This window comes from Glycomyces arizonensis DSM 44726, assembly GCF_000482705.1.
Lineage (GTDB): Bacteria > Actinomycetota > Actinomycetes > Mycobacteriales > Micromonosporaceae > Glycomyces > Glycomyces arizonensis.
This window is the reverse complement of sequence record NZ_AXWO01000014.1, coordinates 99,234-121,588: the sequence shown is the minus strand read 5'-3', so window position 1 is coordinate 121,588 and position 22,355 is coordinate 99,234. Positions and strand designations below refer to the sequence as shown.

General features: G+C 72.2%; 20 protein-coding genes. 7 read left to right on the top strand and 13 right to left on the bottom strand.

What is annotated here, in order from left to right:
• Positions 1-86: 86 nt before the first annotated feature.
• The 3 genes from H613_RS0111645 (at position 87) to H613_RS0111635 (ending at position 3,082) form a co-directional block, all read left to right on the top strand.
• Entirely contained in the window at positions 87-1,088 is a 1,002-nt protein-coding gene (locus H613_RS0111645; protein ID WP_156925975.1) for a hypothetical protein, read from the top strand.
• 228 nt (positions 1,089-1,316) lie between these two features.
• Positions 1,317-2,270, top strand: coding sequence for a daunorubicin resistance protein DrrA family ABC transporter ATP-binding protein (locus tag H613_RS0111640; protein WP_026923934.1), 954 nt, complete (start codon positions 1,317-1,319; stop codon positions 2,268-2,270).
• Positions 2,267-3,082, top strand: a complete 816-nt coding sequence (locus tag H613_RS0111635; protein WP_084546558.1) for an ABC transporter permease — start codon at positions 2,267-2,269, stop codon at positions 3,080-3,082. Before H613_RS0111640 ends, H613_RS0111635 begins: the two co-directional genes overlap by 4 nt.
• Here the strand turns inward: H613_RS0111635 and H613_RS0111630 are convergent.
• From H613_RS0111630 to kdd, 9 genes are all read right to left on the bottom strand, one after another.
• Positions 3,064-6,024: an ATP-binding protein gene (locus H613_RS0111630; protein ID WP_084546557.1), complete on the bottom strand. Its 2,961-nt coding sequence runs from the start codon at positions 6,022-6,024 to the stop codon at positions 3,064-3,066. The two genes, H613_RS0111635 and H613_RS0111630, sit on opposite strands and share 19 nt — an antisense overlap.
• A 25-nt stretch (positions 6,025-6,049) precedes the next feature.
• Positions 6,050-7,234: a low temperature requirement protein A gene (locus tag H613_RS0111625; protein WP_026923931.1), complete on the bottom strand. Its 1,185-nt coding sequence runs from the start codon at positions 7,232-7,234 to the stop codon at positions 6,050-6,052.
• 151 nt (positions 7,235-7,385) lie between these two features.
• On the bottom strand, positions 7,386-7,844 hold the full coding sequence (locus tag H613_RS0111620; RefSeq protein ID WP_026923930.1) for a helix-turn-helix domain-containing protein: 459 nt from the start codon (positions 7,842-7,844) through the stop codon (positions 7,386-7,388).
• A gap of 4 nt (positions 7,845-7,848) precedes the next feature.
• On the bottom strand, positions 7,849-8,550 hold the full coding sequence (locus H613_RS0111615) for a hypothetical protein (RefSeq protein ID WP_051393263.1): 702 nt from the start codon (positions 8,548-8,550) through the stop codon (positions 7,849-7,851).
• Positions 8,551-8,579: 29 nt separating this feature from the next.
• Positions 8,580-9,932: a glutamate mutase L gene (locus tag H613_RS0111610; RefSeq protein ID WP_342673017.1), complete on the bottom strand. Its 1,353-nt coding sequence runs from the start codon at positions 9,930-9,932 to the stop codon at positions 8,580-8,582.
• Positions 9,933-9,967: 35 nt separating this feature from the next.
• Positions 9,968-10,348, bottom strand: a complete 381-nt coding sequence (kal, locus tag H613_RS0111605; protein ID WP_026923927.1) for a 3-aminobutyryl-CoA ammonia lyase — start codon at positions 10,346-10,348, stop codon at positions 9,968-9,970.
• A complete protein-coding gene (gene kamE, locus H613_RS0111600; protein WP_026923926.1) occupies positions 10,345-11,085 on the bottom strand; it encodes a lysine 5,6-aminomutase subunit beta in 741 nt (246 codons plus the stop codon). Before kamE ends, kal begins: the two co-directional genes overlap by 4 nt.
• Positions 11,082-12,653 carry a lysine 5,6-aminomutase subunit alpha gene (gene kamD, locus H613_RS0111595; RefSeq protein WP_026923925.1) on the bottom strand — a complete coding sequence of 524 codons (1,572 nt, stop codon included), beginning with the start codon at positions 12,651-12,653 and terminating at the stop codon, positions 11,082-11,084. Before kamD ends, kamE begins: the two co-directional genes overlap by 4 nt.
• On the bottom strand, positions 12,650-13,708 hold the full coding sequence (kdd, locus tag H613_RS0111590) for an L-erythro-3,5-diaminohexanoate dehydrogenase (protein WP_035737749.1): 1,059 nt from the start codon (positions 13,706-13,708) through the stop codon (positions 12,650-12,652). Before kdd ends, kamD begins: the two co-directional genes overlap by 4 nt.
• A gap of 152 nt (positions 13,709-13,860) precedes the next feature.
• Between kdd and H613_RS0111585 the strand changes: the two genes are divergently transcribed.
• Together H613_RS0111585 and H613_RS0111580 are read left to right on the top strand one after the other, a co-directional pair.
• Entirely contained in the window at positions 13,861-15,342 is a 1,482-nt protein-coding gene (locus H613_RS0111585) for a KamA family radical SAM protein (RefSeq protein WP_051393262.1), read from the top strand.
• 1 nt (position 15,343) lies between these two features.
• Complete coding sequence (locus H613_RS0111580) at positions 15,344-16,180, top strand: 3-keto-5-aminohexanoate cleavage protein (RefSeq protein WP_026923922.1); 837 nt, start codon at positions 15,344-15,346, stop codon at positions 16,178-16,180.
• Here the strand turns inward: H613_RS0111580 and H613_RS0111575 are convergent, their stop codons facing one another.
• A complete protein-coding gene (locus H613_RS0111575; protein ID WP_035737746.1) occupies positions 16,181-16,621 on the bottom strand; it encodes a hypothetical protein in 441 nt (146 codons plus the stop codon). It abuts the gene before it with no gap.
• A 218-nt stretch (positions 16,622-16,839) separates the two neighbouring features.
• On the opposite strand from H613_RS0111575, the gene H613_RS0111570 reads away from it, so the two are divergent.
• The gene (locus H613_RS0111570) at positions 16,840-17,478 is read left to right on the top strand and encodes a maleylpyruvate isomerase N-terminal domain-containing protein (RefSeq protein WP_026923920.1); all 639 of its coding nucleotides are present in this window, start codon (positions 16,840-16,842) and stop codon (positions 17,476-17,478) included.
• Between the two features lie 28 nt (positions 17,479-17,506).
• On the opposite strand, the gene H613_RS0111565 is transcribed toward H613_RS0111570, so the two are convergent.
• Both H613_RS0111565 and H613_RS26070 read right to left on the bottom strand, forming a co-directional pair.
• Complete coding sequence (locus H613_RS0111565) at positions 17,507-18,253, bottom strand: hypothetical protein (protein WP_156925974.1); 747 nt, start codon at positions 18,251-18,253, stop codon at positions 17,507-17,509.
• A 50-nt stretch (positions 18,254-18,303) separates the two neighbouring features.
• Complete coding sequence (locus H613_RS26070; RefSeq protein WP_051393261.1) at positions 18,304-19,515, bottom strand: serpin family protein; 1,212 nt, start codon at positions 19,513-19,515, stop codon at positions 18,304-18,306.
• A 188-nt stretch (positions 19,516-19,703) separates the two neighbouring features.
• Between H613_RS26070 and H613_RS26065 the strand changes: the two genes are divergently transcribed.
• Positions 19,704-21,617 carry an elongation factor G gene (locus H613_RS26065; RefSeq protein ID WP_035737742.1) on the top strand — a complete coding sequence of 638 codons (1,914 nt, stop codon included), beginning with the start codon at positions 19,704-19,706 and terminating at the stop codon, positions 21,615-21,617.
• On the opposite strand, the gene H613_RS0111550 is transcribed toward H613_RS26065, so the two are convergent.
• Complete coding sequence (locus H613_RS0111550) at positions 21,578-22,234, bottom strand: GNAT family N-acetyltransferase (protein ID WP_026923918.1); 657 nt, start codon at positions 22,232-22,234, stop codon at positions 21,578-21,580. The genes H613_RS26065 and H613_RS0111550 overlap by 40 nt on opposite strands.
• Between the last annotated feature and the right edge of the window lie 121 nt (positions 22,235-22,355).

Below are 22,355 nucleotides of genomic sequence, written 5' to 3'. Positions count from 1 at the left end.
GACCGAGCCTAGAGACATTTACGGCCTGATTTCAAGATTGCCAGGTCAATTGGGCCTTATTGATGCGGTGCAATACGCTTCAAGGCATGGCTTCCCCCACCCCTGAGAACCTCGTCTACCCCGATCCGCCGCGTCCTCGTGTGCCCGTGTCGGTGAATTTCCTGCTGCTCCTGCTGACATCTCTCGCGCTGCCGGCGGCACCGATCTACCTGGCCGTGGCGCTGCGGTACCAGCTCGAATGGGGGCCGTGGGCGACGGGCTGGGGGGTCCTGGGGGGAACGATCGTACTGGCCACCCTCATGTGCACCATGGTGGCGTGGTCGCAGGAGCCGAAGGGCGGACGGCAGGTCGAGTTCCCGCTGCCGTTGATCGTGCGGGTGCTGCTGCGGGTGCTGCTCTGGATCGGCGTGCTGGGCCTGGTGTTGATGGCCGCGGCGTGGTTGCAAGGCGTGGGAGTGCCCGAGACGGCGGTGATCGTCGGCGCGGCGTTGGTCTCTGCGGTCGCCATCATCGGCGGAGGGCTGCTCGTGGTGCGGTGGTGCGCGCCGGTCGGCGGCACGCGGGCCATGTACGACCTCCGGCGACCCCGTGGGAGTGTCGACCGGGACCCGCTCACGCCCGAGCAGATCGCGAAGGCCACCGGCAGGCCGGTGTCCGAAGTGGTTCGTCTCGACACGCTTCACCCGAAGGTCCGGGCGATGCGACGGCACGTCGGCTACGCGCGGGCCCGGTTCGTCCTGGACGACGGTTCGCATGTCGAGGTGGCGCTGCTGCTCCTGTTCGGGCAGCCGAGCGGCAACACGAACGCCGAGCGGTTGGAGTCGCGCGTGTTCGGCACCACGCCGGAGGAGCGGTTGCAGGTGGTGCGCAAGGACCACCGGCTCGAAGCGGTGCCCGAGACCGGCCAGGAGTCCTACGCCTGTATCCCGCTCACGGGCGGGACCGAGTGGCTGTGGACGCGCCTGGCCGAAGGCGCCGTGCTGGAGATCCGCACCTCGCCGCGGTTCGACCGCCGGACGCGAGCGCGGCTGGCGCAGACGGCGGCCGAGTGGTTCGACCTCGAGGAGCGCATGGGGCTGGACGGGTAGCGGGCGTTTCGCACCGCGATCCCGGCGGTCCACCACCGCCGGGATCGCGGTCTGTCCGCCGCCGGTTCCACTGAGCAGGTCGTCGGCGGCGTACGTCGGTAAGACGCGGCCGGGGCCCGTTCGGGTTGCCTCGCTTCTCAACGAGCGCCGGATTCCGGCTCACGGCGGGCGCGGGCGATGAGAGCGGCGTGTGAGCGCGCTGTGAGGGCGGCGCGGAGCCTTCGGGGCATGGACTACGCATTCGAAGCAGAAGGACTGGTGAAACGGTTCGGGAAGACCACGGCGCTCGCCGGGGTCGACCTGGCCGCCAGGTCCGGGACCGTCCTGGGCGTGCTCGGGCCGAACGGCGCGGGCAAGACCACCGCCATCCGCATCCTCGCGACCCTGCTGCGCCCCGACGAGGGCCGCGCCGAGGTCGGCGGGCTCGACGTCGTCAAGCGCGCCGCCGACGTGCGGCGCCTGATCGGGCTGACCGGCCAGTACGCCTCGGTCGACGAGGACCTGACCGCCCGCGAGAACCTCGTCCTGCTCGGCAGGCTGCTCGACATGGGCCGGGCCCGCGCCGGGGCCCGGGCCGACGAGCTGCTCGGCCTGTTCGATCTGGCCGAGGACGCCGCGCGGCGCGTCTCGACGTATTCGGGGGGCATGCGGCGGCGCCTCGACCTGGCCGCGGGCATGGTCGGCGACCCGCGGATCGTCTTCCTCGACGAGCCGACCACCGGGCTCGACCCGGGCAAGCGCGAGGACCTGTGGCGCACCATCCGGTCGATGACGGCCGACGGCCGCACCGTCCTGCTCACCACCCAGTACCTGGAGGAGGCCGAGGCGTTGGCCGACGACATCACCGTCATCGACCACGGCGCCGTCATCGCGCACGGCACGCCCGCCGAGCTCAAGCGGATCGTCGGCGGGCTGACCATCGCCGTCCGCGCCGCCGACGCCGAGGGGGCGAGAGTCGCGGCCAAGGTCCTGCGCGCCGTCTCGGGCAGCGAGCCCGCCGAGAGCGGCGGCGGGGCGCTCACCGTCCCGGTCGACACGGCCGGGGCGCTCACCGAGGTCACGCGGGCGCTCGACGCGGGCGGCGTCGAGGTGGCCGAGCTGTCGCTGCGCCTGCCGAGCCTCGACGAGGTGTTCTTCGCCCTGACCGGGCGCCATGACGAGCGAGAGGAGTCCGCGGCATGACCACCGGCATCCGCGATCAGACCGAACGATCCGCAGTGAATACAACGATGAGGTGGGGGCTGGTCCGGCACAGCCTCGCGCTCACCGGGCGCGAGCTCACCAAGGTCCGGCGCAATCCGGGCATCTTCCTCGACGCGCTGTTCATGCCGGTCACGTTCCTGCTGCTGTTCGTCTACCTGTTCGGCGGGGCGGTGTCCGGTTCGACCGGCGAGTACCTGCGCTACCTCTTCCCGGGCATCATGGTGATGAGCACGGTGCTGGCCGGGCTGCTGGCGACGGGCATGAGCATCAACCGCGACATCAAGAAGGGCGTCTTCGACCGGTTCCGCTCCATGCCGATCGGCCGTTCGGCGCCGCTGATCGGCTCGGTGGTCGCCGACTCGGCGCGGTACGTCGTCACCCTGGTGACGCTGTTCGCCGTCGGCTACCTCATGGGGTTCCGGGTCGAGACCGACCTGCTCTCGGCGCTGGCCGCCTGCGGTGTGGCGGTGACGCTCGGCTTCTCGCTCAGCTGGATCAGCGTCTTCGTCGGGGTGCTGATCAAGGAGGAGGCGATCGTGCAGACCATCGCGTTCCTCGGGATCTTCCCGCTGGCGTTCGGCACCTCCATGGTGGCTCCCACCGAGACGATGCCGGGGTGGCTTCGGGCGTGGATCGACATCAATCCGGTCACGCACGGGGTGGAGGCCGTGCGGGGGCTGCTCGTGGGCGGCCCGGTGGCCGGGCCGGTGACGGCCACGCTGCTGTGGTCGGCGGGGTTCCTGGTGGTCCTGGTGCCGCTGTCGGTGTGGGCCTACCAGCGGCGGGTCTGAGCCTCCACGAGAGCGAGCGTCTCGGCCCGGCCGAGGCGCTCGCCTCGTTGGAGGGCGGCGGTGAAGTCGCTCTCGCCCAGTTCGGCGCGCAGGCGCTCGGCCAGCCGCCGGGTGTCGAGGCCGGACATGCCGAGGTCCCACAGGGAGGCCGCCCCCAGCAACTCGGCCGCGGTGACCGGTTCGCCGCGGCGGAGCAGCAGCATGGCGACCCCGACGGCCACCGTCGCCACCAGGCCCATGTCGCCGGTGCGGCGGGCGAGGTCGAAGGCGCGCGCGAACGCGGCCGCCGCCTCGCGGGCCTCGCCGGTCTCCACGGCGAGGCGGCCGCGCCCGTCCCAGAGCATCGTCTGGAGCATGGCGTCGTCGGCGGCGCGTTCGGCCACGCCGTCGAGATACCGTCCGGCCGCTCGGTGGTCGCCGTCGTGGCGAGCCAGTTCGGCGAGCGTCACACCGGCTATGGCGGCGGGGAGTCCCGCGGCGGCCTCGACGATGCCGGTGAGCTCGTCGCGGGCCCGGTCGATCTCACCGGCGCTGACGCGGATGACGGCCCGCCACACCCGCTGGTAGTCGTTGGAGCCGAGTTCGGCGGCGACCGCCGCCGCCTCGTCGATCTCCTTCAGCGCCGTCGTGAAGTCCCCCAGGGCGACCGTGGCGAGCGCGGCGTAGGTCAGCGCGCTGGCCAGTCCCCACCGGTCGCCCGCCTCGCCGAATCCCGCGCTCGCGGCGATCAGTTCGCGGTGCATCTGCTCGAACGTGCCGCCGTTGCCGTTGCTCATGGCCTTGATGAGGGCGAGCATGCCGCGTTTCCAGGGGTCTTGGAGTTCAGTGCCGGGCTCGGCCGCGGGCGGGCCGTCGCCGGTGAGCATCGCGTGGATCGCCTTGCCGATGGGGTCGGCCGGGCGCAGCGGCGGGTCGGCGGTGAGGACCGCGTCCGGGTCTCCGGCGAACAGGGCGTGGAACAGGCACATCGCCGTGGCGGCAGTCCGGGTCTCGGGCGGGGCCGAGCCGGGCAGGGCGAGCGCGGCCAGCAGTCTGGTGAGCGCGGCGCCGTGCTCGCCGTGGATCGCCCAGAAGTGGCCGAGGGCGGCGCAGAGGCGCACCGCGGTGTCGGCGTCGCCGGTCTCGCAGGCGAAGTCGACGGCGGCGTTGAGGTTGTCGCGCTCGGCGGTCAGGCGCGAGAGCCAGGGCAGTTGCCCACTGCCGCGCAGCCGCGGTGCGGCGTGTTCGGCCAGGGCGAGGAAGTGGGCGGCGTGGGCGGCGCGGGCCTGGTGGAGGTCCGTCGCCTGCACCAGCGCGTACTGCCTGATCGTCTCCAGCATCCGGTAGCGGCCGCCATCGAATTGGACCAGTGACTTGTCCACCAGGGATTCCAGTGGCGCGCCGAGGTGTTCGGCCGCGTCGGCGGTGAATCCTCCGGCGCAGACGGCGAGGCGCTCGGCTCCCTCGCGCTCGTCGTCGGTGAGCAGTTCCCAGCTCCAGGCGACGACGGCACTCAGCGTCCGGTGGCGGGGCAGGGCGGTGCGGCTGCCGCCGCGCAGCAGCGCGAACCTGTCATCCAGTTTGGACATCATGGTGTCGAGGGGCATGGTGCGCAGGCGAGCGGCGGCCAGTTCGATGGCCAGCGGGAGCCGGTCGAGGCGCTCGCAGAGTTCGGCGACCGGCGCGGTCGGCTCGAAATCGGGCCGCACCGCTCGGGCGCGTTCGGTGAAGAGCCGCACGGCCGCGTCGGCATCGAGCGGGAGGACGGGCACCAGCAGCTCGCCGGTGATGCCGAGCGGCTCGCGCCCGGTCGCGAGGATCGACAGGTTCGGGCAGCGGCCGAGCAGGTCGGCGGCCAGTGCGGCGGCGGCGTCGACGACGTGCTCGCAGTTGTCGAGGACCAGCAGCGTCCCACCGGCGCCGAGCGCCTCGGACAGCCGGGTCAGCGCCTCTCGCGGGACGGCGGCGTCGCGCAGGCCGAGCGCGGCCACGGCGGCCGGGGCGACGTCGCCTGCGCCGGTGACGGCGGCGAGTTCGACCGTCCAGACGCCGCCGGGGGAATCGCGGTCGACGGCGACGGCCGTGGCCAGGCGGGTCTTGCCCACCCCTCCGGGGCCGACGAGGGTGACGAGTCGGCCCGCGTCGAGGCGTTCGGCGATCTGGGCCAGTTCGGCGTCGCGGCCGATGAGCCGGTTGATCGGCGCCTTGAGGTTGCCTCGGCGCTCGGGCCGCTCGGTCCGGAGCGCGGCGAGGTGCGCCTCGCGCAGCTGCGGTCCCGGGTCGGCGCCGAGTCGGTCGGCGAGGCGGTCGCGGATCCGCGCGAAGGCCGCCAGGGCCTCGGCCCCGCGCCCGTCGGCGCGCAGCGCGTCGATCAGGAGGGCGTGCAGTCGTTCGCGGAGCGGATGGGCCTCGGTCAGCTCGGTGAGTTCGGGGATCGAGTCGGCGGCGCGGTCCGGCATCTCGGCGGCGAAGCGGTCTTCGAGCGCGGCGAGGCGGAGCTCGTCGAGGCGCGTGGCGGCCGCGACGGCGTCGGGCAGGTCGGCGAGGGGCTCGCCTCGCCAGAGGGCGAGCGCCTCGCGCAGCAGCGGCGCGGCGTCCTCGCCTCGGCCGTCTTCGAGCGCGAGGCGCCCGGCGCGGGCGAGGCGCTCGAAGCGGTGGACATCGACCGCGTCGGGCGGCAGGGCGAGGCGGTAGCCGCCGGAGGCGGCGCGGATCTCGGCGTCGTCGGGCAGTGCGGCGCGCAGCCGCGACACGAGCGCCTGCAAGGCGTGGCCGGGGTCGTCGGGGCCGCCGTCGGGCCAGACCGCTCGGCACAGCGCGCCGGTGCCGACGACCTCGCCTGTGTCGAGCGCGAGGCGCGTCAGCAGCGAGCGCAGCCGAGCGCCCGCGACGGGGACGGTCCGGTCGGCGTCGTCGCGCACCCGCAGGGGGCCAAGGATCTCCACTCGCATCGTGGGCTTCATGGTATCCGTCCGGCCGCCTCCGGCCTCAGGTCGCCGAGCCGCGCGCGGCCTCGCGATGGTTGACGGTGACCGTCCAGGCCACCAGGCCCGCCATCAGCAGGGCGATCGCCGCGAGGGTCCAGGGGACGAGCATCGAGGCCAGCACCAGGACCGCGCACAGCGGGTAGGCCCAGGCCAGTGGCCCGCGGCCGCGCGGCAGGACCTGGAGGACCCAGACGCTGAGCACGTAGACGGCGACGGCCACCGCCACCGGGGCCGCGGAGGCGACCGGACCGAGACGTGCTTCCCCCTCGATCGATTCGACGGCGATCTCCGTCCCGGCGCCGACCGCGGCGGCCGAGGCGAAGACCAGGTAGTGGCCGTAGCCCCAGCGGAACCCCATGCGCAGGTTGGTGAGGAGGTCGTGGACGGGCCGGTCGAAGTAGAGCCACCACATCGAGAAGAGGACGACCAGCCCGGCCGCGGCGGTGACGAGGACCTGGATGCGGTCGTGCCCGGTCGCGAAGGCGGCCTTGACGGCCAGCGTCGAGGCCAGGACGGTCTCGCCGAGCACGATGATGGTGAACAGGCTGTAGCGCTCGGCGATGTGGTGGGGGTGCCAGGTGGTGGTCTCGGCCCGCTCGGCGTAGACCGGGACCAGCAGTTCGAAGACCACCAGGGCCATCCAGACGTAGAGGTAGGCCGTATCGGGGACGGCCAGCGCGGCGATCCACCAGCAGACTTGGACGGCGGTGACGCCCGCGGCGTAGCGGCGGCAGGTGGTGCGCCGGGCGGGGTCGGAGTGGGCGGCGCGCAGCCACTGGGGCACCATCGCCAGGCGGATCACGGTGTAGCCGATGGTGACGACCAGGAACTCGCGGTGCTCGAAGGCCGATTCGATGCCCGCGGCGAGGATGAGCGCCCCGGCCATCTGGACCATGACGGCGATCCGGTACGGGGTGTCGTCGGTGTCGTAGGCCGAGGCGAACCACGCGAAGTTGAGCCAGGTCCACCAGATCGCGAAGAAGACCATGGCGTAGTTGACGAGCCCGGTCTGCCAGTGGCCTTCGGCGAGGGCGTGGTGCAGGCCCGCGGCGGCCTGGGCGATGGCGACGACGAAGACGAGGTCGTAGAGCAGTTCCAGCGGCGTGGCGACGCGGTGGGCCTCGTCGGCGCGGCGCGGGGCCATAGGCCGGTGCCAGCGGGGTGGGGACGGTGGTGCGGTGGACATGCGGGCCTCCTCGGGGACGGGCCACGGCTCGGCCCACGAGTAGTTCTAACCGACGGGCGGCGCCTCCCGCAACGGTTTCGCGGCCCGCGCCGGGGGTGTGTCGGCGCGGGCCGGGCGCGCTCGGCGAGTCCCGTAAGGCACCCAGCGGTGGCTACCTGATCTCGTGGCTTTCTGACGAGCTGTCCGCGGCGACCCGCTCAATGCGGATCATGAGCGCCGCGGATGGCACGACCTTGCCCGTGGCATAGGTCGACAGGCGTGAGACCGAGGTTCCGATGCGCGAGGCGAATTCGGCGCGCGTCAGCCCCGAGGCGGTGATGGCCTGCTTGACCTTACCGGCCACAGCTGCCCGTTCGGCGCGTTCGGCTCCCGCTCTGGCGCTGCGCAGCACTCGTTCCATCAGGTTCGCGACGCCGTACGGGCGGCTGTAGGTCAAGACGTGCTCGACCTGGCGAGCCGTCTTGCCCCAGGGGTCGCGGTCGATCACCTCGATCAGCCGCTGCCAGTCCCGCACCGATCCTCGTTCCAACGCGGTCTGGACCGCCTCGACCGGCCACCGCTTCACCGGGTCGTCCGGTGAGACGTTCAGGTTTCGGAACCGCAGTGCCATCTCCTCATCCTCTCGCGATCCGCTCGGCCAGCGCCCCGCAGGCGGCGACCACGTTCGACCAGTCGGTCCATCGTTCGCTCAGGTTGCGATAGGCACCGAGCTCGGCGGTGACCGCGGAGTCCGCCGGTCGCGGTTCGCTGAGCTGGCGGACCAACTGTGACCGGACTCCCTCGTCCTCGCTGCGCTGATCGGCGTAGTACTCGTCGATGTCGCTGAGGACCGCCGCCGCATGCTCGGTACCGTATCGAGCGCTCAACGCCGCGACGTCGAGATAGTCGCGGGTCTGGTTCCGCCGAACGATCAGGAACGCCTTGATCCGCAAGGTCTCAGCGGGAGTGGGCACTCGCAGGAGCCGACCGCTGCCCAACTCGATCTCGGCAGTCTCCAACGGCCGTCGACGGATCAGTTGCCGCACACCGGTCTCGATGTCTCCGAGGCTGCCGAGGATGATCTTGCCCGGTCGCACCCGGTTGGTGACCCACTCGCCTTCGGACTCGAGCGCCTCGAGCACGACATCGAACCGGTCACGGAGGTCGGCTACGACATGGTCGTGGTCGTAGGAATCCCGGTGCCCGGCGTAGAGCGCCGCGGCGGAGCCGCCGACCAGGACCGCGTCAGGGACCAGTTCCTGGAGTTTCGCAGCGGAATCCAATACCGCGCGCAGATCTCCGCTGGCCTCGTCGTAAGCGTGCCCAATCCCGTCCATGATCCAATATTATCACTTCTGATAAATTTTCAGTCGATGAATGGAAAGCGCATCAGCGAGCTGAGCAGCGTCTCGCGTAGCAGGGCCTCGGCGGCGGTCCGATGTCCGTTCGCGGCCATGAGTCCGGCCGGGGCGAGTGCATAGGCGGCGTCGATGACGATCCTGGCGGCTGTCGGTGGGCGGAAGCCTCCGGCGGTGTGGCCGCAGACCGCTTCGCGGAGCCACTGCGGTGATTCGGGATCGCGGCGCAGCACGCCTCCCGAGCCGATCACCAGCTTGACCGCTGCCAGGTCCTTGCCGCCGCGCAGCGGCTCGGTCGGGCCGCCGATGCGCTCGCCTCTGGCGTGGCGGCCGACCGCCACGGTCGCCGCGAGCGCGCTGAGCTCGGCGTCGGCCGTTCGTTCCGCTTCGGTCTCGGCCCGGAAGCCGGGGTGTTCGGTGCGGTGGCGGGCGGCGTCGCGGAGCGTGGTGGGGACGTCGAGGTCGGCGGCTTCGGCGGCCTCCACTATGCCCGTGGCCGTGTGGCGCACGCCCAGGTCGCCTTCTACCGTCCTCGATCGCCAGGCGGTTCCGGCGACTTCGGCGCGCGGGCCGCTCATTTCGGCGTCCGGTGTGAGCACCGAGTACACGTCGGTGGTCGCTCCTCCGACGTCCACCGCGAGCAGGTCTTCGCCGGTCATGTCGGCGAGGAGTTCGATGCCGGTCAGGACGGCGTCGGGCGTGGCGGCCTTGACCATGTCGGTGAAGCCGGCTTGGGCCGACAGGTGCTTTCCGGCGATCACGTGGCGCAGGAACACCTCGCGGAGCGCGGTCCGGGCGGGCACGGGGTCGAGGCTGCCTATGCGCGGCAGGACGTTGTCCACACAGGTCAATTCGAACCCGGCGCTGGTGAGGAGCCTGCGGACGTCCACTGCCGCTGCGGCGTTGCCCGCGAAGACGACCGGTGCGCGAAGTCGAGCGGCGGCCAGCGCCTCGGCGTGGGCCAGGAGCGCCGTCTCGTCGCCGCCGTCCGTGCCTCCCGCCAGCAGCAGGACGTCCGGGCGGGCCCCTGCGAGCCGCTCCATGTCCGCTTCGCCGATGTCACCGGCGCAGACCTCCACCACTCGGGCTCCGGCCGAGAGTCCCGCCCGGTAAGCGGCTCTGGCGGTCACCAGCGGCTCGTTGCCGATCACTCCGAGTCGCAGGCCGCCTCCGGCCGAGGAGCACACGAGCGTGTCGACGACGCCTGCGCCTTTCGGGGACGCCGCTTCCGTGGCCGCTTTCAGGCCGTCCATGACGTCGGTGTCGAGTGTGGTCGGGTGCGAGGCGCTTCCCAGGAGCGTGCCCGTGTCGGCGCTGACGGCGGCGGCCTTGGTGTAGGTCGAGCCGACGTCGACGCACATGACGATGCCCCCGACTGCGTTCACGACCGTGCCCGTCATGGCACCACGACGGTGCCGGTGGCCGTGGTGGCGACGATCGGCGCTTCGAGGACGGCCGCGGCCGAGGCGCTCCGGTCGGGGTCGGAGCGGCAGACGACGGTCAGCGCGAACTCGATGGTGCGGCTGCGGTTGCCGGTGCGGGTGACCGTTCCCGTGGCCTCCACGACGTCGCCCGCTCGGATCGCCGACTTGAACTGCACGTCCGCGTAGGACGCGAACAGTCCTTCGTCGCCGTCGGTGCGGATGCAGATCTCCGTGGCCACGTCGCCGAACATACCGAGTGCATAGGCGCCGTCCACGAGGTTCCCGCCGTAGTGGGCGTGGCTGTGCGGCACATAGCGCCGATGGGTGACGGTGAGTCCGTCGTGGCTGGTCATGCGACTGGTTCCTTGATGATGCGGTGGACGAGGTAGGAGGCGACGTCGCCCGGCGTGGTGCCGCGCGAGAAGACGCGATCGACGCCGAGTTCGGCGGCGGCGCGCTCGTCGAAGCGCGGGCCGCCGACGACGAGGAGCGGGCGCTTCTCGGGCGGCAGTGCCTCGCGGAAGGCGGCGGCCATCTCGCGGGTGTTGTGGAGGTGGGCGTCCTTCTGGGTCACGACCTGGCTGACCAGCACCGCGTCCGCTTCCTCTTTGAGGGCGCGGTTGACCAGCTCGGGGACGGCGACCTGCGCGCCGAGGTTGACCACGCGCAGCTCGCGGTAGTACTCCAGGCCCTTCTCCCCCGCCACGCCCTTGATGTTGAGGATCGCGTCGATGCCGACGGTGTGCGCGTCGGTGCCGATGCAGGCGCCCACGACGCACAGCTTGCGGCCGAGGCGCTCCTTGACGAGGTCGTTGACCTCCTTGGGGCTCAGCAGCGGGTAGTCGCGCTCGACGACCTCGACCTCGTCGAGGTCGACCAGGTGCCTGGCGGCGCCGTAGACGACGAAGAACGTGTGTCCGGCGCCGATCGCCTTGGCGTGGACGATCATCGCGTTGTCGAGGCCCATCTTGGCCGCAAGCTGCGCGGCGGCGCCTTCGGCGCGCTTGTCGTGGGGCACTGGGAGTGTGAAGGAGACCTGCACCATGCCGTCGCCGGTGGTGTCGCCGTAGGGGCGGACGATCCTGGTCATCGGGCTTCCTCCTCACTGGATTCCAGGGCCTCACCGGCGGGATTGAAGTAGTCGTCGGCGCGTTCGGCGACGCCTTCGAGACCGCGACCGCCGTCGGCCGGGCGCTTCATGATGCCGAAGGTGCCGTCGGCGATGGCGTTCAGCAGCCCGTCGTCCCTGATGCGTCCGAGGAGGTCGACGGCCTCGCCGAGGACCTGGTTCGCGCGGTTCGCGATGAAGCCGTCGGGGGGCGGGCGGAAGTCCTCGGCGAGGCCGGAGGCCGCCCCGAGCACGTAGCGGACGTTCTGCAGGGCGATGTCCCGGTCCGACAGCCACGGCGTGACGACCGCCTCGGTCATCATGCCCACCAGGAGGATCGACTGCCCGGTCATGACCCCGGCGAGGTTGAAGAACCCGTCGAGGAGGTTGCCGCGGAAGACGTCGCCGGTCATGTGCTTGGTCGGCGGCATCCACTTCAGGGGCGCGTCGGGGAACAGCTGGCGCGCCAGCAGCGCGTGCGCGAGTTCGAGCCGGAACGACTCGGGCAGTTCGGGGTTGATCTCGAAGGCGTGCCCGAGGCCGAGCAGTTCGTCGCTCAGTCCCGCCTCGTGCGCGAAGTACTCGTTGAGCAGTTGGGAGACGGTGACGGTGTGGGCGGCCTCGACCGCGTCGGCGGTGGTGAGGTAGTTGTCCTCGCCGGTGTTGATGATGATCCCGGCCCTGGCGTGGATCTGGCGGCTGAAGCGCTGGTCGACGAAGGTGCGGATCGGGTTGATGTCGCGGAACAGGATGCCGTACATGCAGTCGTTGAGCATCATGTCGAGCCGGTTCATCCCGGCGAGCGCGGCGATCTCGGGCATGCAGAGCCCCGAGGCGTAGTTGCACAGCCGCACGTACCGGCCGACCTCGCGGGAGGTCTCGTCGAGGGCGGAGCGCATGAGCCGGAAGTTCTCGCCGGTGGCGTAGGTTCCGGCGAAGCCCTCGCGGGTGGCGCCCTCGGGGACGTAGTCCAGGAGGGACTGCCCGGTGGAGCGGATGACGGCGATGATGTCGGCTCCCGCTCTGGCGGCGGCCTGGGCCTGGGGCATGTCCTCGTAGATGTCGCCGGTGGCGACGATGAGGTAGATCCAGGGCCGCTGCGGCGGGTCGCCGATCCGGGCGACCATGTCGGCGCGGGCCCGGCGCTGGGCGTCGATGCGGTCGAAGCCGGTGCCGACGGCGGCGCGGGCGAGGCCGCGGGCGGTCTCGGCGGCGCCGCCGGTGGGGAGCTCGAACTTGACGCCGCCCGCGGCGCTGGCGTGGGCGAGGCGGGTCAGGTCCGGGTGGTTCCCCTGGGCGAGGGCGTGGAAGACGGGGAGGGCCGCGCCGTGCTCGATGCCGGTCTGGTCGGCGACGGCGTCGACGAGGCGGTTGACCCACGGGATGCCGTCGGGGTCGGCGCCGGTGAGCCCGGCGAGGCGCAGGGTCGCGCGTTCGACCGAGAGGGTGGTGCGGCTGCGGGCGAGGTCGACGACGGGCTGTCCGGCCTGGGCGGCGAGGCGGCGGGCGCGTTCGACGAGGTCGGGGTCGAGCGGCAGGAGCGCGGTCATTCGCCACCGCCGATCCGGGCCTCGAACAGCTCGCGCAGGGGCGGGTTGGCGGCCATGAGGCTGAGCGCGTAGTCGGCGTGGCCGGGGACGTAGCCGTTGCCGATGAGCATCTCGACGTCGGCGGCGAGCCCTTCGGCGCCGAGCGCGGCGGCGGGGAAGGAGGTGGCCATCGAGAAGAAGACGACGGTGCCGCCGGTGCCGGTGGCGAGGATGGCGCCGTGCTCGCAGCCGGGGACGTCGACGCAGACGACGGTGACGTCGGCGCCGCGTCCGTCGAGGGCGTCGGTGACGGCCTCGGCGAGGGCGAGGGGGTCGGTGGCGTCGGCGACGGCGATGCGGTCGGCGAGGCCGGTGGCCTTGAGGCGGGCGGCTTCGGCGTCGTCGCGGACGACGCCGAGGACGGTGGCGGCGCGGGCGTCGTGGGCGGCGGCCAGGGAGAGGGAGCCGGACTTGCCGGCGGCGCCGAGGACGGCGACGGTGCAGCGGGCGCGGCGGGCGCTGGTTTTTCGAAGCACAGTGCGGCGGACGAGGGCGGGCGCGCCGCAGACGTCGAAGACGGCGAGGGCCAGCTCCTCGGGCAGGTCGTCGGGGAGGACGGCGGCGATGGAGCGGGCGAAGAGGACGGCGTGCCCGCTGGTGGGGATCTGCTCGCTCAGGCCGTCCCAGCGCGCGAGGCCGTCGTCGATGCGCAGCGGGGTGAGGGTGAGCGAGACGAGGGTGGCGATCTTCTGCCCGGGTTCGAGGCCGAGGGGCGAGCGTTCGCCGACGGCGTCGACGGTGCCGATGAGCATGCCGCCGGAGCCGGTCTCGGGGTTGTGCATCTTGCCGCGCCGCTCGATGAGGTCGAGGACGGCGGCTCTGATCGCTGGTCCGTCGCCCGAGTGGGCGGTGTGGAGCTGCCGGTAGGAGGCGGCGTCGAGGTTGAGGCGCTCGACGCGGATCCTGACTTCGTTCTCGGCTGTATCGGGTGTGTCGTCGAGTTGGTCCGCTGCTTGTGGCAGCACCCCGGCGGGGCTGACGACTCGGTGCGATCCGACTGGTGAGCCTGTCGACATCGTTGCCGCCCTTCCTATGATGAGGAATTTATACGATCTCAATATGCGAGACCTGGCGCTCAACTGTAACGGAAGGTTATCCTCGTCACAAGACGGCTATCCGTCGTCTTGCAGGTTTCCCGGGCCAACATCCCGGACACGGAGGTGCGAGAGTGACCGAACGAGCGCATGGTGACGGACGATCCGCCGCGGTGGAGCAGCCGTACTTGTACCGGCGGCGGACGCTGGTGGAGCCGGATTGGACGCGGTTCCCCGGCTGGGCCGACGTCACCGCCGAGCAGTGGGCCTCGGCGCAGTGGCAGCGCGTCAACTGCGTCAAGAACGTGAAGCAGCTGCGCGCCGTGGCCGGCGACCGGCTCGACGAGGCCTTCTACGAGGACCTGGAGCGGGACATCGCGTCGGCGGCGACGATGTCGATGCTGCTGCCGCCGCAGATGCTCAACACGATGGTCCCCGCGATCGAGGAGACCGCGCGGGGCTCGTGGACCGAGGCGTTCTACGCCGACCCGGTCCGGCGCTACATGCTCCCGGTGGCCTCCGACCGGCGCACCGACTGGCCCTCGCACCCGTTCGCGGCGCGCGACTCGCTCCACGAGCACGACATGTGGGCCGTCGAGGGGCTCACTCACCGGTACCCGACGAAGGTGCTCGCCGAGCTCCTGTCGACCTGCCCCCAATACTGCGGGCACTGCACCCGCATGGACCTGGTCGGCAACTCCACCCCGACGGTCGACAAGCGCAAGCTCGCGCTGAAGCCGGTCGACCGGCAGGGCGCGATCCTGGACTACCTGGAGGCGCACCCCGGCGTGCGGGACGTCGTCGTCTCCGGCGGCGACGTGGCGAACCTGCCGTGGAAGCACCTGGAATCATTCCTGGACCGACTGCTCGACCTCGAGACGATCCGCGACATCCGCCTCGCGACGAAGGCGCTCATGGGCCTGCCGCAGCACTGGCTGCAGGACGAGATCGTCGAGGGCATGGCGCGGGTCGCCAAGCGCGCCGCGGGTCAGGGCGTGAACCTGGCGATCCACACGCACATCAACCACGCCAACTCGGTGACGCCGACCGTGGCGGCCGCGGCGGCGGCGATGCTCGACGCGGGCGTGCGGGACGTGCGCAACCAGGGCGTGCTCATGCGCGGCGTCAACGACACCCCCGAGGCGCTGCTCGACCTGTGCTTCGCGATGCAGGGCGAGGCGAACATCCTGCCGTACTACTTCTACATGTGCGACATGATCCCGAACGCCGAGCACTGGCGGACCTCCGTGGCCACCGCGCAGGACCTCCAGACGGCGATCATGGGCTACCTGCCGGGGTACGCGACGCCGCGGATCATCTGCGACGTGCCGATGGTCGGCAAGCGCTGGGTCCACCAGCTGTCCGAGTACGACCGCGAGCTGGGCATCTCGTACTGGACGAAGAACTACCGGACCTCGATCGAGGCCGACGACCCGGACGCGCTGACCCGCCGCTACCCGTTCTACGACCCGATCGACACGCTCCCGAAGGCGGGCCAGGAGTGGTGGCGGCACATGAACTCGCCCGCCGAGGCCAAGGCGGCCGGGAACGAGGCGGCGGCCGCCTCGCGCGCGGCCAGCGAGCGGCAGGACGCACAGGTCGACTCGGGGGTCTGACATGGGATCGACGCTCATCACCGTGGCACCCACGGGCGCCGAGGTCGACAAGCGGGAGGTCCCGGCGCTGCCGGTCACGCTCGACGAGCTGACGGCGGCGGCCGTGGCCTGCGAAGCGGCGGGCGCGTCGGTGATCCACGTGCACCTGCGCGACGACGAGGCGCGGCCGACGCTCGACGGGGGGCGGCTGCGCGAGGCGGTCGCGGCGCTGCGGGAGGCGACCGGCCTGATCGTGCAGCTGTCGACCGGCGGCGCGGTCACCGACGCCGAGGAGGACCGCCTGAAGGTGCTCGACGCGGCCCCGGACATGGCCTCGTGCACGATGGGCACGGTGAACTTCGGCGACGGCGTGTTCATGAACCGCTGGGAGTTCGTCGTCGAGCTGCACGGGCGGATGCGGGACGCGGCGATCGTGCCCGAGTACGAGCTGTTCGACCTGGGGCACCTGGCGTCGCTGGAGCGCCTGCTGGATCGGCACGGGCTGCCGTACGGCGGCCACGTGCACGTCGACTTCGTGCTGGGCGTGCCGGGCGGCGCCGCCGGGGACGCCTCGACCGTGACGGCCTTCGCCGAAGGGGTCCGCCGCCATCTGCCGGAGGGGACCACGTTCTCGGCCACGGGGATCGGGCGGACGACGCTGCCGGTCATGTTCGCCTCGCTGGCGCACGGCGGCCACCTGCGGGTGGGCATGGAGGACACGGTCTCGTTCGCCAGACGGCAGCCGGTGACGGGCAACGACCAGCTGGTCCGCCGCGCCGCCGAGGCGGCGGCCCTGGCGCGGCGCCCGGCGATGGGCGCCGCGGAGGCGAGGAAGCTGCTGGGCGTGCGCGCCGCCTGATCAGCGGGGGCGGCGGAGGGCGCGTTCGATGTTGGAGGCCATGACGGACAGGACCCGGATGGTCTCGGCGTACTGCTCGGCGCTGACGTCGGTCAGGATGGTGTCGCGCGTCTCCTCGACGCGCGCGGCGATCTTCTGGTAGGCGTCGTAGCCGTCGTAGCTGAGCCCCACCACCACGTCCGAGCGGCGGATCCAGCCGCGCGGGCTCAGGCCGCCCTCGCCGTGCAGCACCGCCTCCATGTCCACGCCCTCCTCCTCGCCCCAGAACGGCGCCAGCGCCCGCTCGAGCTCCTCGGGGGACCGCGCGCCGCCGTAGAGGACGTTGAGGACCTGCCAGTGGCGCCGGTCGAGCGAGAAGTCCTCGAGCGCGGCCTGGAACTGCCGTTCCATCAGGTTGTCGAGGTGTTTGAGCCAGTATCCGATCGGCTTGGGGGTGTCCATCAGTCCTACTTCCATACCGGACGCCAAGGGGCGGTTCGGGATGCGGGTCCGGTCCGGGCGGCGCGGGGTCGCGGCGGCGGAACGCGGGGGAGGCCATCACCGTAACCGAGGCGGCGGCGAGAAGCGTCGACCGGCCCCGGGACGCGCCGGGCGGGTCGCCCGACCGGGCGGCCGTCCGCGCCGGGGAGGGGAGGGCGACCGGCGGGTATCGTGCTCGCATGAACATCGCTCCGGTCTCCGCAGAGGACGTCGAACTCGCCGTCGACCTGGCCGTGTACCGGCTGCGGAAGGCCGAGCTCGACGCCTGGGACTACCGGGCGGGGACGCTGAAGTGGACCTGCTGGGAGACCGTCGAGCACATCGCCGACGACCTGTTCGCCTACGCCGTCCAGATGGGGCCGCGACACCCGCCGATCAACGGCCACGTGCCGTTCGTGTGCGAGCCGCGGCGCAGCGGCGGCCCGGCGAGCACGGTCTTCGCCGAACGCGAGGCGGGCCCCGAGGGGCTGCTCCAGGTGCTGGAGGCGTCCGCGGCGCTGCTGGCCGCGATGGTGCGCACGATGCCTCCCGAGGTGCGGGCCCACCACGTCATGGGCCTGTCCGACCCGGAGGGCTTCGCGGCGATGGGCGTGGTGGAGATCCTGGTCCACACGCACGACCTGGCCGAGGGGCTCGGGCTCGAGTGGGACCCGCCCGCCGAGCTGTGCGCGCGGGTGCTCGCGCGGCTGTTCCCCGACGCGCCGACCGACACCGAGCCGTGGCCGACCCTGCTGTGGGCCACGGGGAGGGGGACGCTGCCGGGACGGGCTCGGCTGACCAGGTGGCGCTGGCACGCGGCGCCCGCGGATGAACGGTAGGGATGAGCGGTAAGCCCGGGACCGGGCCTCAGGCTCCCGATCCGAGCGTGGGCACCGGTTCGCCCGACGGGTCGGCGGAGAGCACCGGATGCACCTTCCACTTGCCTCCGGCCGTCGGCAGCAGCAGCTTCCAGTGGCCGCGCAGCTGGGGGCCGACGAGGAACCCGCCGGTCGCGTCGGCGCCGAACACCGATTCGCTCGGGACGGTCTCGCCGCCGGTGCGGAACCAGATCACCACCCTGCGGCGGAGCTTCGGGTCCGCCAGGACGGCGTCGATCCAGGTGTCGAACGCCGCGTAGAGGCGGGCCGCCTGCTCATCGGGCACGCGGGAGTCGATGAGCACCCACGCCGGCCGGTACTCCTCGTGTCCGACGTCCAACGAGGTGAGGTAGCCCTGCGCGACGGTCCCGCAATCGAGGAAGTCCGCGTGGGCCCGGCGGTACGCGCCGGCTCGGGTGCGCAGGTCCCACCACAGGACGGTCGCCGCCGCGACCGCGAAGGCCCCGGCGAGCAGCAGGAGCACGAGGCGTCTGCCGTCGGCCGACAGTGGCAGCGTCGAATCGCCGGGGACCATGGAGTAGACCAGGCAGAACAGCGCCAGCCCCGCCAGCAGGGCGGGGCCCTGCCAGCGGGGTGAGCGCAGCTTGACGCGGGCGGCGAACTCGGCGGGGTCGGACAGGTCCGGCGCCGGTCGCCGGGGAGGCATGGCGGACGCCGGGGCCGGTGTCCAGAATCGCCGCGGCTCGCCCGGCGGCGCCGATGTCCTATCGCTCACGCCGCCATTCTATGAGTCGGCGTCGAGTTCGGACCGGCCGGTGAACGGGCTCAGACGGCCCGCTCGGGCTCGTCCACCCAGCCGCCGACCAGGATCAGGCCGGAGGGCCGGTGCCTGGCGAGGTAGGCGAAGGGCCGATCGAAGTCGATCGACGCCTCCCGGTGCCAGTGGACTGTCTTCATCGCGACGCCGCCCATGCGAGCCATCGCCATCGCGGTGACCGCGGCCGCCTCGAACCCCGTGGCGCTGAAGGCGGCGACGCAGCGCTGCCTGGCCTGGCTGACGTAGGTCGGTTCGGCGGCGAGGCGGTCGAACTCGGCGCGGTCCTCGTCGCAGGCGTACTCCAGGCCGAGCGCGGCGGCGTCCTCGGACAGGTCGAGGTCGGCCGAGACGGAGAACCGCACGGTCCGGACATTCACCTCGGGGGTGGTCTGCGGCTTCGACGAGCGGGACTCGGACACCGTGACGCCGGGGGCCTCCTCCCCCACCGCCATGTCCGCGGACGAGCGGCCCCAGGCGCGGTCGCCCGCGGCTTCGAAGAGGGTGGACATGACCTCACCAGGCGCGAGGCCGTCGCGGCCGAGGCCGAGGAGGACGTCGATCCCATCGTGGCCGGGCACGGTGAGGACGGCGGCCTCCTCACTCACGCGCAGCACGTCGTCGTGGATCGTGTTCGACAGGACACGGCAGGGGCCGAGCCCCGCCCACGGCCCCGATCGGAAGGGGACTGCGGCATCGCGGAACTCGGTGACCCACTTCGTGCGCACCATGAGCGCGCTGGCAAGGACCAGGTCGATCCGCTGCGTCAGGTCGAGCGGCATCCGCTCGATCATCCCGTCGGTCTCCTCGGACGCCCACAGGTCCAAGGTGGCCTTGTCCGCGTCCGGCTCGCCGGTCAGCGTCCCGATCGCGTTGGCCGGGAGCTTCGCGATCCAGTCGGGGTCGAGCGCGATCTCGGAACCGGCCCAGACGCCAAGCGCCAGGCGGATCGAGGGCACCGTCCGCGCTGCGGCGAGCAGCGCCCCGGTGATCGAGTCGGCGCGATCGGGGCCGATACCGGCGGCGTCGAGCAGTTCGTCGCGGGTCTCGCCGCTGGCGCCGGTGGCCAGCGTGGTGAGCAGCGGCCAGACGCCGAGCCCCGCGGCCGCCGCGGGCGGGCGCGGGCGCGAGGCGAACCAGCGGCGCGCCAGCTCGTTGGCCGCCCTGACCTCCGCGGGCGAGATCGCCCGCTCGATCGCCGTTCTCCGCTCAACGATGCTCATGGCTCGCACTCTATCGCCATCGTGCGAAGCCGGAAAACCACTTGCGCCGACGCCTGCGGCCGCTTAATGTCCGGGCCGAACGTCAACTCGGACGGCAGTGCCAACTCGGAAGGCAAGGGAGATCGGAATGCGCCAATCTGCGGAGTTCTTCACGCCAGGACAGCAGATCTCTCTTCCGAGGACTTCCATTGAACTTTCTGAACCTGGGGATACTCGCGCATGTCGACGCCGGTAAAACCAGTCTGACCGAACGGCTCCTGTTCAACGCGGGCATCATCGACAGCGTCGGGAGCGTGGACGGGGGCAGCACCCAGACCGACTCCATGGAGCTGGAGCGGCGCCGCGGGATCACGATCCAGTCGGCGGTGGTCGCGTTCACCCTCGACGACCTCACCGTCAACCTCATCGACACGCCCGGCCACACCGACTTCATCGCCGAGGTGGAGCGCGCGCTGCACGTGCTGGACGGCGCGGTCCTGGTGGTCTCGGCCGTCGAGGGCGTCCAGGCGCAGACCAGGGTCATCATGCGGACCCTGAAGCGGCTCGGGGTGCCGACGATCCTGTTCGTCAACAAGGTCGACCGGGTCGGTGCGCGCGAGGACGAGCTGCTGCGCGACATCGCCGCGAAGCTGACGCCGCAGATCCTGCCGATGGACATCGTCCGCGGCATCGGGACCGCCGGGGCCGAGGTCGAGCCGCTCGCGTTCAAGGACCCCGAGCACTTCGAGCGGGCCGCCGAGGTGCTGGCGGCGGGCAGCGACGCGTTCCTGGCCGCGTACCTGGACGAGCCGGACCCGTTGAGCGCGCTCGACTGCGGGGCCGAGCTGGCCGCGCAGACGAGGCGCGGCGTCGCGCATCCGGTGTACTTCGGGTCGGCGGTGACCGGCGCGGGCGTCGCGGCGCTGGCCGAGGGCATCCGGCGGTACCTGCCCTCGCCGACGCCGGAGCCGTCGGGCCGGCCGCGCGGGACGGTGTTCAAAGTGGAGCACGGGGCGCGCGGGCAGCGGCTCGCGTACGTGCGGGTGCGCAGCGGGACGCTCCGGCCGCGCGAGCGCGTGACGGCCTACCGCCGGGGCGCCGAGGGCGAGATCGAGACGAGCAAGGGCAAGGTCACCGGCGTCGAGGTGTTCACCGGCGGCACGTCGACCGCGAGCGGCGCGGCGCCGCCCGGCGGCATCGCGAAGGTGACCGGGCTGAGCGACATCCGCATCGGGGACGCGATCGGCTCACCGGACGAGCTGGGTCCGGGCGGCCTGTTCACGCCGCCGACGCTGGAGACGATCGTCCGTCCCGTCGACCCGTCCGAGCGGATCCGGCTCCGCAAGGCCCTGGCGAGCCTGGCCGAGCGGGACCCGCTGGTGGACCCGCACCTCGACGAGCTGGCCGGCCACATGGCGGTGCGGCTCTACGGCGAGGTCCAGAAGGAGGTCGTGGCCTCACTGCTGGACGAGGAGTTCGGGATCGCCGTCGAGTTCGAGCAGTCCCGGGCGATCCACATCGAGCGCGTCGTCCGGCCGGTCGAGGCGCTGCACGAGATGGGCCGCTGGGCGCCGACGTCGCGACCGGTGACGGTCGGGCTGCGGCTGGAGCCGGGAGAGCCGGACTCGGGGCTGCGGTACGAGCTGGAGGTCGAGCGCGGTTCGCTGACGCGGGCGCTGCACAACGGCGTCGAGGAGACCGTCCACGAGCGGTTCCGGCGGGGGCCGTTCGGGTGGGCCGTGACCGACTGCCGGGTGGCGCTGACGGCCGCCGGGTATCTCGGCGTGGCGAGCGCGACCGATTTCCGGGAGGTCACGGGGCTGCTGCTCGACCAGATGCTGGCCGAGGCGGGGACGTGGGTGTTCGAGCCGGTGCACCGCTTCGACATCGAGTTCCCGGCCGGGTCGTCGAGCGTGGTCCTGCAACTGCTGCGGGACGCCGCCGCGGACATCTCCGGCCAGTTCTCCACCGACACCACCGGTTACCTGTCGGGAACGATGGCGACCGAGGCGGTCGTCGGCTTCGAGACGCGCCTGCCGTCGGTCACGCGGGGCCAGGCGGTGTTCGTGGCCCAGCACGACCACTACCGGCCGGTGCGGGGGACGCCGCCGCGGCGGCGCTGAGCGAGGTCGGCTACGCGCGCTTCGAGGCGGGCCCGGCACTCGGGCCATTCGGTGTCGATGATGGAGTAGACCGCCGAGTCGCGGAGCGCGCCGTCCTCGCCGGGCACCCACGAGCGGGACCAGTTGCGCAGGACGCCTTCGAAGCGGGCGCCGGTGGTCTCGATCGCCGCGCGGGAGCGGGCGTTGCGCGCGTCGGTCTTCAGGTCCACGCGCGCGACGCCCCACTGCTCGAAGGCGTGGCCGAACAGCAGCAGCTTCGCCTCGGCGTTGACGCCGGTGCCGTGGGCGGAGGGCGCGAGCCAGGTGAAGCCGACCTCCACGGCGTAGAGGCGGCCGTCGTCGGGCAGGTACCGCGGGTCCCAGAAGGACGTGGAGCCGACGGCCCGGCCGGTCTCAAGGGAGATCTGGGCGTAGGGCGCGAGCTTCCCGGCTTCGGCGCGGGCGAGGTGGGCGTCGATGTAGGCGCCGGTCTCCTCGGCCGTGGGCACCCACGTGAAGCCGAACGTGGCCCGGTCCTCTTCGCCCGCGGCGGCGAGGTCGGGGGCGTGGTGGCGGCCGAGCGGCTCCAGGCGCACCAGCGCGCCTTCGAGCACCGGCCCGTCGAGCTTGGAGGCCATCGATGCTCCGCTTTCCGGTCGGGGAGCGCCAGCGTAGCGCCCGGTGCCGCGGCGGCGCTTCCGAATTTCCGCGGCGCGGTCGCGGGCGATTCGGGCAATGCGGAACCTTCCCCGCGAAGCC